We start from the raw sequence: 14,612 nt of genomic DNA, 5'->3' as shown, positions 1-14,612 counted from the left end.
TGACTCAGAGCGCTGACGTTTCCCCCGTGTCCCCGGTGCCGTTTTCACGCGGCGCCGGGGACACGTCGTATGTGGGTGGCCATCGGGGGTCCGGGGTGACAATGGGGGCGTGAGTAGCTCCAGTCTGTCCCAGTTGCCGTCCATTGACCGTGACGATGTCGCCGCCCGGCTGCGTGAGTCCCTGTTGGGGGCCGAGTTCACCGCCGACGGCCTGCTCGAGTTGCTCGGGGCGCCCGCCTACGCGGCGCTCGCGCGGAGCGAGACCGTCCCCGCCCTGCGGGCGACCCGCGGGGACAGCCCGCTGGAGACGCTCGTACGGCTGTTCCTGTTGCAGCAGCCCGCGGAGTACGCGCGCGTGGCTGCCGTTCTGCCGGTCGAGGAGTGCCTGGAGAGCGGGTGGCTGACGGGCGCCGGTGACGACGAGGTCGCCGCGTCCGTCGACGTACGGCCGTACGGCGGGCCCGACGGCGAGGACTGGTACATCGTGTCCGACCTCGGGTGCGCCGTCGGTGGTGCCGGAGGCATCGGCAGCCGCGCCGAGGGAGTCGTCCTGGGTGTTGGTGGTGCGTCCACGACGCTGTCCGGGATCACCGTACGGACGCCCGTGGCGAGCGCGCTCGACCTCGGTACGGGTTCCGGGATCCAGGCCCTGCACGCCACCCGGCACGCCACGCGCGTCGTCGCCACCGACCTCAACCCGCGCGCCCTCCACATGACGGCGCTGACCCTCGCCCTCTCCGGCACCGGCCCCGCCGACCTGCACGAGGGCTCACTGTTCGAGCCCGTGGGCGACGAGACGTACGACCTGATCGTGTCGAATCCGCCGTTCGTCATCTCGCCGGGTGCGCGGCTGACGTACCGCGACGGCGGGATGGCCGGGGACGATCTGTGCCGCACGCTCGTTCAGGAGGCGGGGGCACGACTGAACGAGGGCGGGTACGCGCAGTTTCTCGCCAACTGGCAGCACATCGACGGGGAGGAGTGGACCGACCGGCTCCGGTCCTGGGTGCCGCGCGGGTGCGACGCGTGGGTCGTGCAGCGCGAGGTGCAGGACATCACGCAGTACGCCGAGTTGTGGCTGCGGGACGCCGGGGATCACCGCACGGACCCGGCGGAGTACGCGGCGCTGTACGACGCGTGGCTCGACGAGTTCGAGGCGCGCAAAGTTCGAGGCGTCGGGTTCGGCTGGATCACCCTGCGCAAGGCACCGGAGGGCATCGAGCCGTCCGTCACGGTGGAGGAGTGGCCGCACTCTGTCGAACAACCCCTCGGGGACACGGTGCGGGCGCACTTCGAGCGCCTCGACTATCTGCGCTCGCACGACGACGCCGCCCTGCTCGGCGCCCACTTCAGGCTCGCGGGCGAGGTCGTGCAGGAGCAGGTCGGGCTGCCGGGGGCCGAGGACCCGGAGCACGTGGTGCTGCGCCAGCACCGCGGTATGCGCCGGGCCACGAAGGTGGACACGATCGGCGCCGGGTTCGCGGGAGTCTGCGACGGCACCCTCAGCGCCGGCCGGATCCTCGACGCCATCGCACAACTCGTGGGGGAAGACCCGGTCTTGCTGCGGGACCGCACGCCCGCGCAGATCAGGATGCTCGTCGAGCAGGGGTTCCTGGAGCCTGCTCAGGTCTGACGCGAGGGCTGATGCGATTCCGCTTTTCTTTCGGAAGATCTCGGGAGATCTTCCGAAAGACCTCAAAGGATCTCCGGCGGCGCCCCGTGACATCGTTGCCACAGGCACCCCACGGTGGTCGTTCACCCGAGGTTCGCCCTGTCGCCTCCCGCGCGTGTCAGCCTCACCGGCCTGGGACCCCAGCGCCGGGAGGAAAAGCCATGGAGAGCGGACCAGCGATCTTCGCCGGGACCGTGTTCACGCTGTTCGGGGCGGGGCTGCTGCTGTGGACCGGGGCGCGTGTCATGCACCGCGCACCCGTCGCCGACGGTGTGAACCCTGTCGCATCGGCGACGCTCGCCACGCTGGTCGCAGTGGCCTGTCTGGTGCTCGGGGTGTGGTGCTTCGGCCGGTTCTGAGCGGCGGCCCACAGGGGGCGTCCCGGGTGAGGGCCCGGTGGACGTCCCGGACACCCTGTGGGCACTCCGGGCGGCAGGATCGTCGGTAGTCGGGTTACCGTTCGAGTGGCCGTTGCGGGCTTTTCCCGTTTGACACGGGGGCGGGAGGTACCGTCACACTCCGCAGCGACACCGCACGTACCGCAGTGCCGACCCCCACGTCCTGAGGGCGCGGGGGATCCCCAGCGCCGACCGGAGAGAAGAGCGAAGTTGTCCCCGACCAGCGAGACCGCACACGGCGGCCGCCGACTCGTCATCGTCGAGTCGCCTGCCAAGGCGAAGACGATCAAGGGCTATCTCGGCCCTGGATACGTCGTCGAAGCGAGCGTCGGGCACATCCGCGACCTCCCGAGCGGCGCCGCCGAGGTGCCCGAGAAGTACACCGGCGAGGTGCGCCGGCTCGGTGTGGACGTCGAACACGACTTCCAGCCGATCTATGTGGTCAACGCGGACAAGAAGGCCCAGGTCAAGAAGCTCAAGGACCTGCTGAAGGACTCCGACGAACTCTTCCTCGCCACCGATGAGGACCGCGAGGGCGAAGCCATCGCGTGGCACCTCCTCGAGGTCCTGAAACCCAAGGTCCCCGTCCACCGAATGGTCTTCCACGAGATCACCAAGGACGCGATCCGCAGCGCAGTCGCCAACCCGCGCGAGCTCAACAAGCGCATGGTCGACGCCCAGGAGACCCGCCGCATCCTCGACCGTCTCTACGGCTACGAGGTCTCGCCGGTCCTGTGGAAGAAGGTCATGCCGAAGCTGTCGGCGGGCCGCGTCCAGTCCGTGGCCACCCGCCTCGTCGTCGAGCGGGAGCGCGAGCGCATCGCCTTCCGCTCCGCCGAGTACTGGGACCTGACGGGCACCTTCGCGACCGGCCGCTCCGGCGACGCCAGCGACCCGTCGAACCTTGTGGCCCGCCTGAGCGCGCTCGACGGCAAGCGCATCGCGCAGGGCCGCGACTTCGACTCGCTCGGTCGGCTGAAGTCCACGAATGTGCTGGCTCTGGACGAGACGAACGCCCGGGCGCTCGCCGCCGCCCTGGAGAACACGAGCTTCGCCGTACGGTCCGTCGAATCGAAGCCGTACCGTCGCTCGCCGTACGCCCCGTTCCGTACGACGACGATGCAGCAGGAGGCGAGCCGCAAGCTCGGCTTCGGCGCGAAGGCCACGATGCAGGTGGCCCAGAAGCTGTACGAGAACGGCTTCATCACCTATATGCGTACGGACTCCACGACCCTGTCCGACACGGCGGTCTCGGCCGCCCGTGCGCAGGTCACGCAGCTGTACGGGGCCGACTACCTGCCGGACAAGCCGCGCACGTACGCCGGCAAGGTCAAGAACGCTCAGGAGGCGCACGAGGCGATCCGCCCTTCGGGTGATCGTTTCCGCACGCCCGCCGAGACCGGCCTGACCGGCGACCAGTTCCGACTCTACGAGCTGATCTGGAAGCGGACCGTCGCCTCCCAGATGAAGGACGCGGTCGGAAACTCCGTCACGGTCAAGATCGGCGGCACCTCCGCCGACGGCCGCAACGCCGAGTTCTCCGCCTCCGGCAAGACGATCACCTTCCACGGCTTCCTCAAGGCCTACGTCGAGGGCGCGGACGACCCGAACGCCGAGCTCGACGACCGTGAGCGCCGGCTGCCGCAGGTCTCCGAGGGCGACGCACTGTCCGCCGAGGAGATCACCGTCGACGGCCACGCGACCAAGCCGCCGGCCCGCTACACCGAGGCCAGCCTGGTCAAGGAGCTGGAAGAGCGCGAGATCGGCCGCCCGTCGACGTACGCGTCGATCATCGGGACCATCCTCGACCGCGGCTATGTGTTCAAGAAGGGGACGGCCCTCGTGCCCTCCTTCCTGTCCTTCGCCGTGGTCAACCTCCTGGAGAAGCACTTCGGGCGGCTCGTCGACTACGACTTCACCGCCAGGATGGAGGACGACCTCGACCGCATCGCCCGCGGTGAGGCGCAGGCCGTGCCGTGGCTGCGGCGCTTCTACTTCGGCGAGGGCGAGGGCTCCGGGGGAGCCGCCGACGCGGGCAACGGCGACGGCGACCACCTCGGCGGCCTCAAGGAGCTCGTCACCGACCTGGGCGCGATCGACGCCCGCGAGGTGTCGTCCTTCCCCGTCGGCGAAGGCATCGTCCTGCGGGTCGGCCGCTACGGCCCCTACGTCGAGCGCGGCGAGCGCGACTCCGAGAACCACCAGCGCGCGGACGTGCCGGAGGAACTCGCTCCGGACGAGCTCACCGTCGAGTACGCGGAGGAGCTCCTCGCCAAGCCGAGCGGCGACTTCGAGCTGGGCGCCGACCCCGTCTCCGGGAACCAGATCATCGCGAAGGACGGCCGCTACGGGCCGTACGTGACCGAGGTGCTCCCCGAGGGCACCCCGAAGACCGGCAAGAACGCGGTCAAGCCGCGTACGGCGTCGCTCTTCAAGTCGATGTCCGTCGACACGGTCACCCTGGACGACGCCCTCAAGCTGATGTCCCTCCCGCGCGTGGTCGGTGCCGACGCCGAGGGCGTCGAGATCACCGCGCAGAACGGGCGGTACGGGCCGTACCTGAAGAAGGGCACCGACTCGCGCTCCCTGGAGACCGAGGAGCAGCTCTTCGCCATCACGCTGGAGGAGGCCCTCGCGATCTACGCGCAGCCCAAGCAGCGCGGGCGCGCGGCCGCCAAGCCGCCGCTGAAGGAGCTCGGCGAGGACCCGGTCAGCGGGAAGCCCGTCGTCGTCAAGGACGGCCGCTTCGGCGCGTATGTCACGGACGGCGAGACGAACGCGACACTCAGGTCGTCCGACTCCGTCGAGGAGATCACGCCCGAGCGCGGCTACGAACTGCTCGCCGAGAAGCGGGCGAAGGGCCCCGCCAAGAAGACGGCCAAGAAGGCCGCGAAGAAGGCTCCGGCGAAGAAGGCGCCCGCCAAGAAGACGGCTGCCAAGAAGACCGCCGCTTCGAAGACGACGGCTGCGAAGAAGACGACGGCTGCGAAGAAGACGACGGCCAAGAAGGCGACGGCTTCGAAATCGACCTCTACGGAGGAGTAGTCCTCCTGTAGCCGTCCTCCCGGAGTCGTCCTCTACGGAGATCCTTCTACGGGGTCCTTCTACGGGACGGGGGCCTTACGACGGGGGCCTTCTACGGAGGAGTAGGCACACGGGAGTGCGCACGCGCGCGTGAATGTCGTACGGCCGCCGGGGCGAGTGCCCCGGCGGCCGTATGTTCGGGTGGACCTTCGGGGAGTCAGTGGGTCCGGATAGGCTGGACGAATGACGCGAGCCGAGCAGCCAACGGCCAAGAATCCGGCCCCCGACGACGCCCTGGTCGCAGATTCCCGGGAGCGCGCCGTCCGCGCCCTGCTGCGGGTGCCGCAGCTGAAACGACTGTGGAGCGCCCAACTGGTGGGCGGCATCGGTGACGCGCTCGGGCTTCTTGTGCTCGTGGTGCTGGCCCTTCAGGTAGCCGTCTCCGAGGGCTCGTTCGGGGGCGGGTACCGGGGCGTGGCCTTCGCCGTCTCCGCCGTGTTCGGCGCACGCGTCCTGTCGACGCTGCTCTTCGGAGCCGTACTCCTCGGCCCGCTCACGTCGTTGACCTCCAAGGACGGCCCCCTCGACCGGCGCTGGACGATGGTCGGCGCGGACGGCGTGCGAGCCGCGCTCCTCATCGTCGCGCCCCTGTGGATCGACTGGACCCCGGACAACGCGCTTGCGGTCCTGCTCGTCACCGCCTTCGTGGCAGGCGTCGCCGAGCGCTTCTGGACCGTGTCGCGCGAGAGCGCGGCGCCCGCGCTGCTGCCCGCGCCGCCCCTCGAAGGCGCGGCCGTACGCCCGCTGCCCGACCACATGGACGCGCTGCGACGCCTCTCCCTGCGCACCGGTTTCGTGGCGCTGCCCCTCGCGGCCGCCGCGCTCGTCGTCGTCACTCTCGTGGGGAACCTGATCGGGGCCGGGGTCGACTGGTTCGGCCTGCACCAGGCCGCACTGGCCTCCTACGTAGCGGCCGGTCTGTTCGCCGCCTCGCTCTCCGTCGTCTTCTTCCTCGAACTGCCCGACACGCAGACCCCCCGCGCGCGGTCGCCGCTCGAGGGTTTGCGCCGGCCCAAGACCGGTAGCGGTGTCGACAAGGGACGCACGGGAGCCATTCCGCTCCTCGTCCTCGCCTGCGCCGCCGTCGCCGGGGCGATCTCGGCGGCCGTCGCCGTCTCCGTACTGCACGCCAAGGACCTGTCCGGCGGCCCGGTGATGTTCGGGCTGCTCGTGCTCGGGCTCACGGGCGGCACGGTCGTCGGCATCCGCTCGGCGCCCTCCGTGCTGCCGTCGCTGTCGCGCCGCAGGCTCCTCGCGCTGGCGATCGCCCTGACCGGCATCGCCCTGCTCGCCGCCGGCCTGGTCCCCGACGTCACCAGCGTCCTGCTGATCGTCACCCTCGCCGGCGTCACCGCGGGCATCGCAGCGAACACCGGGCACACCCTCCTCGACCAGGAGTCCGAGGACTACCGGCGCGCCCGCACGACCGAGCACCTCCAGGCCGTCGTCCGCGTCTCCGTCGCGGTCGCCGCCGTCGCCGCGCCCCTGCTGGCGGCCGCGATCGGCCCGCACCGGCTGGTCTACGGCAAGTTCGTGTTCGCGCACGGCGGCGCCGCCTTCACGCTGATGCTCGTCGGCGCCCTGCTGCTGCCCGTGGCCGCCCTCGTACTCGCCAAGGCCGACGACCGCAGCGGAGTGCCCCTGCGGCACGACCTGCGCGACGCGCTGCTCGGTGGGAACGACCCGGCGCAGGCCCCCGCTGCCACCGGCTTCTTCATCGCCCTGGAAGGCGGCGACGGCGCCGGTAAGTCGACCCAGGCCGAGGCGCTCGCCGAGTGGATCCGCGGCAAGGGCCACGAGGTCGTCGTCACGCGCGAGCCCGGCGCGACCCCGGTCGGCAAGCGGCTGCGCTCGATCCTTCTCGACGTGTCGTCGGCAGGCCTCTCGCACCGCGCCGAGGCCCTCCTGTACGCCGCCGACCGCGCGGAGCACGTGGACACCGTCGTACGGCCCGCCCTCGAGCGCGGCGCCGTCGTCGTCTCCGACCGCTACATCGACTCGTCCGTCGCCTACCAGGGCGCCGGCCGCGACCTGTCGCCGACCGAGGTCGCCCGCATCAACCGCTGGGCGACCGGCGGACTCGTACCGCATCTGACCGTCCTGCTCGACGTCGACCCGCAGGCGGCCCGCGAGCGGTTCACGGAGGCGCCCGACCGGCTCGAATCGGAGCCGGCCGAGTTCCACGCGCGCGTGCGCTCCGGTTTCCTCACGCTCGCCGCCGCCGACCCCGGCCGCTACCTCGTCGTCGACGCGGCCCAGGAGCCGGAAGCCGTCACGACCGTGGTCCGGCACCGGCTCGACATGGTGCTGCCGCTCTCCGACGCCGAGGTGAAGGCCCAGGAAGAGGCCCGTAAGGCCGCCGAGGAGGAGGCCCGCAGGAAGGCCGAGGCCGAGGCCGCCCGCAAGGCCGAGGAGGAGCGCGTCGAACGCGAGCGGCTGGCACAGCTCGCCAGGCTGCGCGCCGAGGAGGAGGAGCGCAAGCAGCGCGAACTGGAGGAGGCGCAGCGGCGCGAGGCCGAGCGCCAGGCCGAAGAGGCCCGCCAGCGCGCCGAGGAGTCGCGTCGCCGTGCCGAGGAGGAGCGCGCAAGGCTCCTCGCCGAGGAACAGACCCGGGCCGCCGAGGAGGAGCGCCGCCGCCGTCAGGCGGAGGAAGAGGCGCGCCTGCGCGCGGAGGCCGAGGAAAGACGCCTGGAGAAGCAGCGCAAGGCGGAGGAGGCGCTGCTGCGGGCGGAGGAGGCCCGTCGGCTGGCGGCGGCGTCCGCGGCGGCTGCCTCTGCGGCGGCTGCTTCGTCCGCGTCCGAGTCAGCGGCGGCTTCTGCGGCTGGGGCCGGGTCCGACGGTGCCGATCGGCCCTCGAGGGCCGACAACGAGACCACCGTTCCCACGCCCGTGGTGAATCCCACGGGCGGCGCGGCCGACGAAACGGCCGTGCTGCCGCCGGTCAGGGACGCAGGTACGGGTTCCGGGGCTGGGACTGCCCCTGGGACTGCCCCTGGTGCTGGTGCTGGGCGTGGTGCTTGGCAGGGTGGGGACAACGACGAGACCACTCAGCTGCCGATGCCGCCGAATCCCGCACAGCAGGCCGGGGCCGCCGACGAGACGGCGGTGCTGCCGCCGGTGCGTGATGACTCCGTCGGTAGCGGTGCTGGTGCTGGTGCTGGTGTTGGCGATGGCGGGCCGGTGGACCGGGTTCCGTCGGGGTACTTCCGTGATGAGCGCCAGACTTCGGCGCCGTCGACCAGGGGTGCGGGTGCCGGTCATGGTTCGAATGACCGGACGCGTGAGCTGCCCCAGGTCGACGAGGAGGGCCGGCCCCGTCAGCGGCCGAGGCCCGACTGGGCGGAGGAGACCCCGCTGGACGACCTGCCGACGCTGGCGGACGAACTGCTCGGCGGGCACGACGACGACGGGGACGAGGGCGCGGGCAGCAAGCGCCGGGGGCGGCGCTGAGCCGACCGGGGCCGGCGCCGAGCCGGCCCGGGACCTGTCGCCGACCGGAGACCGATTGCCGGCCCGTTCGCTGAGCGGGGCGCCGGCTCGGTCGCCGGACGGCGTTGTCAGTCCCGTCCCGCACAATGAATCCGGTAGAGCGAAGTGCCGGAGTTCGACGGTGAGGCGGTAGTCCATGCCCGTATGGGACGACCTGGTGGGTCAGGAGCGCGTGGCCGCGCAGCTCGACGCCGCCGCGCGGGACGCCGACGCGCTCGTCACGGCCACGGCGACGAAGGCGCCGCTGCCCGAGGCCTCCAAGATGACGCACGCCTGGCTCTTCACCGGTCCGCCCGGCGCGGGGCGGGCGACGGCGGCGCGCGCGTTCGCCGCGGCGCTCCAGTGCGTCAGCCCGGACCGAGCGCTGGGCGGGGGCCCCGGCTGCGGATTCTGCGACGGTTGTCACACGAGCCTCGTCGGCACGCACGCCGACGTGGAGATCGTCCGTACGGATCTGCTCTCCATCGGCGTGAAGGAGACCCGCGAGCTCGTCCGCAGAGCACAGCTGTCGCCCGCCGTGGGCCGCTGGCAGGTCATCGTCCTCGAAGACGCGGACCGCCTCACCGAGGGCGCGGGCAACGTACTTCTCAAGGCCGTAGAGGAGCCCGCCCCGCGGACCGTCTGGCTGCTCTGCGCGCCCTCCCTCGAAGACGTACTGCCCACAATCCGCTCCCGCTGCCGCCACCTGACGCTGCGTACACCCGCGGTCGATGCGGTGGCCGACATGCTCGTACGACGCGACGGCATCGAGCCGGCCGTCGCCGCCGAAGCGGCCCGCGCCACGCAGGGCCACATCGACCGCGCGCGACGCCTCGCCACGGACCCGCGCGCGCGGGCGCGCAGAGCGGCGGTGCTGAAGCTGCCCCTGCGGGTCGACGACATCGGCGGGTGCCTCAAGGCCGCGCAGGAGCTGATCGACACCGCCGCGGAGGACACCAAGCAGCTCGCCGAGGAGGTCGACACCAAAGAGACCGAGGAGCTGAAGGCGGCGCTCGGCGGACAGAGCGGCAGCCGGATGCCGCGCGGCACGGCGGGCGCCATGAAGGACCTGGAGGACCGCCAGAAGCGCCGCAGAACGCGTACGCAGCGAGACAGCCTCGACCTGGCCCTCACGGACCTCACGGGCTTCTACCGCGATGTGCTCGCCCTGCAGCTCGGCTCCCGCGTCGCCCTCGCGAACACCGACGCGCAGGACACCCTGGAGCGCCTCGCCCGCGCAGCCTCGCCCGAGGCCACGCTCCGCCGCATCGAGGCGATCGCCGAATGCCGTGACGCGCTCGACCGCAATGTGGCGCCGCTGCTCGCGGTGGAGGCGATGACGATGGCGCTGCGGGCGGGCTGACACGCCCTTCGGGTAACTCGTACGGGGCGTGGTCGCCACACATCGCGACTGGCCGAACGCGGACAGTTACGCTCGGCTGATGTACTTCAGGCGTCACCATCCCCCTGTCCGAGGCCTCCGGGCCTGTGGAACCCTGCTCGCCGCCGCCGGGCTCCTCATGTCCGCCTGCTCACCAGGGAGTTCGGGAAGCACGCGGACGACGGACGTTTCGCTGGGCGCGCTGCCCAGGGAGACTCCCGCCAACCTGGCCGCCTACTACGGGCAGTCGCTGAGCTGGCGTGAGTGCGGCGTCCCCGGCTTCGAATGCACCACGATGAAGGCGCCGCTGGACTACGCGAAGGCGGACGCCGGTGACATCAAGCTGGCCGTCGCTCGCAAGAAGGCCGCCGGCCCGGGCAAGCGCCTCGGCTCGCTCCTGGTCAACCCCGGCGGACCCGGCGGCTCGGCGATCGGCTACCTCCAGTCGTACGCCGCCGTCAGCTACCCGGCGGCGGTCCGAGCCCGCTACGACATGGTCGCGGTCGACCCGCGCGGCGTCGCCCGCAGTGAACCGGTCGAGTGCCTCAACGGCAGGCAGATGGACGCGTACACGCAGACCGACGTCACGCCCGACGACCAGGCGGAGACCAACGAACTGTCGGCGGCCTTCAAGAAGTTCGCGGCCGGCTGCGAGGCGAGGTCCGGCGATGTGCTGCCGCACGTGTCCACAATCGAGGCGGCCCGCGACATGGACATCCTGCGCGCGGCGCTCGGCGACGACAAGCTGAACTATGTCGGGGCGTCGTACGGCACGTTCCTCGGGGCGACCTATGCGGGGCTCTATCCGGAGCGGGTCGGCCGCATGGTCCTGGACGGCGCGATGGACCCGTCCCTGTCGGCGAAGGAGTTGAACCGCGACCAGACGGCCGGCTTCGAGACGGCGATCCAGTCCTTCGCGAAGGACTGCGTACGGCGCTCCGACTGCCCCCTGGGCACCGGGAGCGCCGCCGACGCGGGCAAGCGCCTCAAGTCCTTGTTCACCGAACTGGACCGCACCCCCATCCCCACCGGTGACCCCGCAGGCCGCAAGCTCGGCGAAGCCCTCGCCACGACCGGCGTGATCGCGGCGATGTACGACCAGGGGGAGTGGGCGCAGCTGCGCTCCGCGCTCAGCTCGGCGATCAAGAACAAGGACGGCGCGGGCCTGCTCGCCCTCTCCGACAGCTACTACGAGCGCGACGGCGACGGCTCGTACGCGAACCTGATGGCAGCCAACGCGGCTGTGAACTGCCTCGACCTGCCCCCGTCCTTCAAGAGCCCCGACGACGTGAAGGCGGCCCTGCCGTCCTTCGAGAAAGCATCCCCGGTCTTCGGCGACGGCCTCGCGTGGGCGGCGCTGAACTGCACGTACTGGCCGGTGAAGGCGACCGGCGAGGCCCATCGCATCGAGGCGAAGGGTGCCGCCCCGATCGTCGTCGTCGGCACGACCCGCGACCCGGCCACCCCGTACCGCTGGGCGCAGGCCCTCGCCGGCCAGCTCGACTCCGGCACGCTCCTCACCTACGTGGGCGACGGCCACACCGCGTACGGCCGCGGCAGCGCCTGCATCGACTCCGCGATCAACACGTACCTCTTGGACGGCACGCCGCCCAAGGACGGAAAGCGCTGCTCATAAGGGGTGCAGAGGAACTTTTCGGCACCCTGGGACGCGTGTCCCAGGGCCTCCGCAGGGGGTGTGCGGAGCACCCCCGAAAACTGTGTAGACTTGGCGACGTTGCTGACCGCACCATGGTGCAGACGGCGCGCCGCCTTAGCTCAGATGGCCAGAGCAACGCACTCGTAATGCGTAGGTCTCGGGTTCGAATCCCGAAGGCGGCTCTGTAGAAGCCCCAGAACTCACTCGCCGTGATCTGGGGCTTTTGCTTTTAACGGACGCGGCAGCGACGGCGAGCGCGGGCCGCGCGAGTGTCGGCGGTCTCAGTTGTGGTCTCAGTGGGGCTCTCGACGGGGGGCGGGACCGGGGGAGCGAAGAACTCGCCCATGCGCCGCATCGCATCCTTCGACAGGTGTGACCTCCCCTTCACGTACCGCCTTGTCTGGCTGATCTGGGTGTGCCGAAGGACCTCCATGATGGTGGGCATGTCGACGCCCAACTCGTTCAGGATCGTGCCGGCCGTGTGGCGGCTTCCGTCGTACAGCCGACGGTCGTCGATCCCGGCCTCCGCGAGCAACTCCTTGAACTCCTCGTAGTCGGCGCGCGGGTCGAGGGGGCGCCCGTCAGGCCGCGAGAACGCCACGTCGTACTCCTCCCAGAGCTCCCCGGCCGCGATCCGCATCTCGTCGCTCCTGCCTTCGGCCCGCTCCGCCCCGGCTGCGCCGACGCCCGCCCACAGTGGATAGGCCCGGAGGTCATGAGTCGAGCACCCACACGTTCGCGGCCCACGGTCACAGACGATGCCTCCGGCGGGGGATCGGCCGGCGCACCGGGTGGGAGGGGGCGCCGTTCCCGACTGCGGGCACATCGTGGCAAGCGTGGAGGGCTCCCATCCCGTCCGCCATCGACCCAGGCAGAGCCGAGCAGACGCGGCCCATGGCGTCCAGGTCATTCGTCCAGTTGGGCGCTCCACCTGGACGCCATGAACCACGCCCGCTCCACGGTGTGTGGGTCGACGGCGGACGGGATGGGAGCTGGGGAGAGTGGTGAGTTGGGAGGCGGGCCAACTGCGCTCAGATCAACCGGAGACCGGCTCTCGTACTGGCATGACCACGATCTGATGCCCGTCCTCGTAGATGACCCGGCCAGGGTTCGAGGACTCCAGCCGATGACACTCCACCCCGTGCGCGGCAAGGAGCTCCAGGTACCCATCCACTCGCCTGACGAGGTCAACAGCAGACCTCTTGAACCAGGCGACAGCACCAGGATTCACCGCAGGGTCGTACACCTGTGGATCGACATGGGCCGGGTTGGGATAGTTGGCGTCGTACCAATCGTTGTTTGATCTCCAGAACTGGTACTGCTCATCCGTCAACTTGCCCTGCGCTGCGAGCTCATTCGCGAGCACGAAGACCCCGGGGAAGTGCCCCCGCTTGTGCCGTTCAGTGCCCTGGAAGCGGACGTACAACGCTTCATTCATGAAGTGCTCCCAGTCACACCGTGATCTTCTCTCCTGACGGATCCTAGGCCCTCTTCGCGTACCCGTCACGTGCCCGAACGACCGGGGAATCACGGGGAACTGCGGTGTGCCACGGCGATCGCCAAATGCGAGAGCCCCTGACCGAATCGCCTGGTCAGAGGCTCTCACGCTGCGCGGTGGGTGTGGGACTTGAACCCACGGTGACTCTCGCCACGACGGTTTTCAAGACCACCGCTCACGGCAAGAGCCACTGGCTCTACGATCCCGCGATGAGCTACGACATCTACTTCCTGACCCGAGACGCGGGGCAGTCCTGGGACGCCGTCCTGGAAGCCGCGGAGGCCGCGGCCGAGGACAGCGGGCCGATACCCACCGAGCTCCTTGAAGCGTGGCAGCGAATAGTGCCGCAAGCTCGGGTGCTGCTCGGCGATGTGGACATCACGGAGTACGAGCAGGAATCGCGCGACCTCAGCCACTCTGACACCGGTATTGACCTGTCCGTATTCGGCGACGAGGTCAGCATCACGGTGCCCTACTGGCACACCGGTGACGGTGCTGCAACCGTGCTCGGCAAGCTCTTCGCCCTCGCCACGCTCGTGGAGAAGGAGACCGGCCTGACGGCCTATGACCCCCAGGTTGAGATGTCGTTGGCAGAGACCTCTCCACACCAGGCTACGAGCATCATGTCGAGCGTCACGACTGACCTGCGGAACCGATACGGAGGTTGAGGGCACCGGCATCACTGCCTCAGCAGTGAGGCTTTTCCAACTTGACCGCAGTGACAGGCGATTGGCGGGCACAGCTTGCCCAGAACGACGAAGCTCCTGGCAGACGGGGTGTCGACCAAGATCAACCGATCTCCATCAGGAGCTCCGCGTGCTTCTGGACCGTACTCGACCTGATCGGCCGCTGATCTCGCCTGTCTTCGTCCCGGCGCCCTTGCCCAGGAACTCCACGGTGACCCCGCCGAGTGGTCGGTGACCGTCCTTCTGCTCGCCTGCGCCGTCGCCCAACTCGCTGAAGCCAACTGAATGTTCACTGCGGTCAACCGCGACGAGGACGCGGGTCCCCTGGACCAGCCTCGGTCGGCGGGTGCGCGATCAAAGGTTCACGGCGACCACGACAAGGGGCACAGCGGGGATCAGCCCGTACACCACCAGGCCTGCTTCCGCCCAGTCCAGTGGATACAGCCGCGCTCTTTTGGGTCTCCGCCGGTCGTAGACGACGCGGATTTCGCCGCTGTCCGGCAAGGGGGAGACCTTGCCCTTCCTCCCCGCTTTCCCTGCCCTGCGGAACAGGTCCGAGGTGCGGATCAGATGGTGATCGCCGTGGTGATCAGCGTAGAAGAGCAGATAGCCATGGCGCCCACCGGTCCAGTCCTCGCTACTTCCGGTAATCACCACCGTTTCGCCCCTGCGCCTCAGCATCCAAAGCGCCCACGGCCAGTAGAGACCGAACGCCACGCCCGGCAGCCATGAAGGTCAGAATCGACTGAACGACGAGAGTCCCCACGG

The 14,612-nt window shown here is 70.2% G+C and carries 9 protein-coding genes, 2 tRNA genes and 1 pseudogene; 8 read left to right on the top strand and 4 right to left on the bottom strand.

Annotated elements, in window-relative coordinates; genetic code table 11:
* The first annotated feature begins 109 nt into the window (after positions 1 to 109).
* From OG456_RS16705 to OG456_RS16675, 7 genes are all read left to right on the top strand, one after another.
* Entirely contained in the window at positions 110 to 1,633 is a 1,524-nt protein-coding gene (locus tag OG456_RS16705; RefSeq protein ID WP_266561759.1) for a methyltransferase, read from the top strand.
* A 200-nt stretch (positions 1,634 to 1,833) separates the two neighbouring features.
* Positions 1,834 to 2,031 (top strand): hypothetical protein, encoded by a 198-nt coding sequence (locus OG456_RS16700; protein WP_266561757.1) that lies wholly within the window; start codon positions 1,834 to 1,836, stop codon positions 2,029 to 2,031.
* Positions 2,032 to 2,280: 249 nt separating this feature from the next.
* Positions 2,281 to 5,115 carry a type I DNA topoisomerase gene (gene topA / locus OG456_RS16695; RefSeq protein WP_266561755.1) on the top strand — a complete coding sequence of 945 codons (2,835 nt, stop codon included), beginning with the start codon at positions 2,281 to 2,283 and terminating at the stop codon, positions 5,113 to 5,115.
* Between the two features lie 222 nt (positions 5,116 to 5,337).
* The gene (tmk, locus tag OG456_RS16690) at positions 5,338 to 8,604 is read left to right on the top strand and encodes a dTMP kinase (RefSeq protein WP_266561753.1); all 3,267 of its coding nucleotides are present in this window, start codon (positions 5,338 to 5,340) and stop codon (positions 8,602 to 8,604) included.
* A gap of 175 nt (positions 8,605 to 8,779) precedes the next feature.
* A complete protein-coding gene (locus tag OG456_RS16685) occupies positions 8,780 to 9,985 on the top strand; it encodes a DNA polymerase III subunit delta' (RefSeq protein ID WP_266561751.1) in 1,206 nt (401 codons plus the stop codon).
* A 79-nt stretch (positions 9,986 to 10,064) separates the two neighbouring features.
* Positions 10,065 to 11,639: an alpha/beta hydrolase gene (locus OG456_RS16680; protein WP_266561749.1), complete on the top strand. Its 1,575-nt coding sequence runs from the start codon at positions 10,065 to 10,067 to the stop codon at positions 11,637 to 11,639.
* A gap of 129 nt (positions 11,640 to 11,768) precedes the next feature.
* Positions 11,769 to 11,842 (top strand) — tRNA-Thr (locus tag OG456_RS16675).
* A gap of 47 nt (positions 11,843 to 11,889) precedes the next feature.
* Here the strand turns inward: OG456_RS16675 and OG456_RS16670 are convergent.
* The 3 genes and pseudogenes from OG456_RS16670 to OG456_RS16660 all read right to left on the bottom strand — a co-directional run.
* Positions 11,890 to 12,297, bottom strand: a pseudogene (locus tag OG456_RS16670) (tyrosine-type recombinase/integrase); the annotation flags it as partial.
* Positions 12,298 to 12,696: 399 nt separating this feature from the next.
* Positions 12,697 to 13,098 (bottom strand): hypothetical protein, encoded by a 402-nt coding sequence (locus tag OG456_RS16665; RefSeq protein WP_266561747.1) that lies wholly within the window; start codon positions 13,096 to 13,098, stop codon positions 12,697 to 12,699.
* Positions 13,099 to 13,275: 177 nt separating this feature from the next.
* A tRNA-Ser gene (locus OG456_RS16660) sits at positions 13,276 to 13,354 on the bottom strand.
* Between the two features lie 13 nt (positions 13,355 to 13,367).
* Between OG456_RS16660 and OG456_RS16655 the strand changes: the two genes are divergently transcribed.
* The gene (locus tag OG456_RS16655; RefSeq protein WP_266561745.1) at positions 13,368 to 13,826 is read left to right on the top strand and encodes a hypothetical protein; all 459 of its coding nucleotides are present in this window, start codon (positions 13,368 to 13,370) and stop codon (positions 13,824 to 13,826) included.
* A 372-nt stretch (positions 13,827 to 14,198) separates the two neighbouring features.
* Here the strand turns inward: OG456_RS16655 and OG456_RS16650 are convergent, their stop codons facing one another.
* Positions 14,199 to 14,561, bottom strand: a complete 363-nt coding sequence (locus tag OG456_RS16650) for a hypothetical protein (RefSeq protein WP_266561743.1) — start codon at positions 14,559 to 14,561, stop codon at positions 14,199 to 14,201.
* Between the last annotated feature and the right edge of the window lie 51 nt (positions 14,562 to 14,612).

The organism is Streptomyces sp. NBC_01446 (assembly GCF_026340095.1).
Taxonomy (GTDB): domain Bacteria; phylum Actinomycetota; class Actinomycetes; order Streptomycetales; family Streptomycetaceae; genus Streptomyces; species Streptomyces aureus.
The sequence above is the reverse complement of the archived record's forward strand: the minus strand, read 5'-3'. Positions and strand labels throughout refer to the sequence as shown.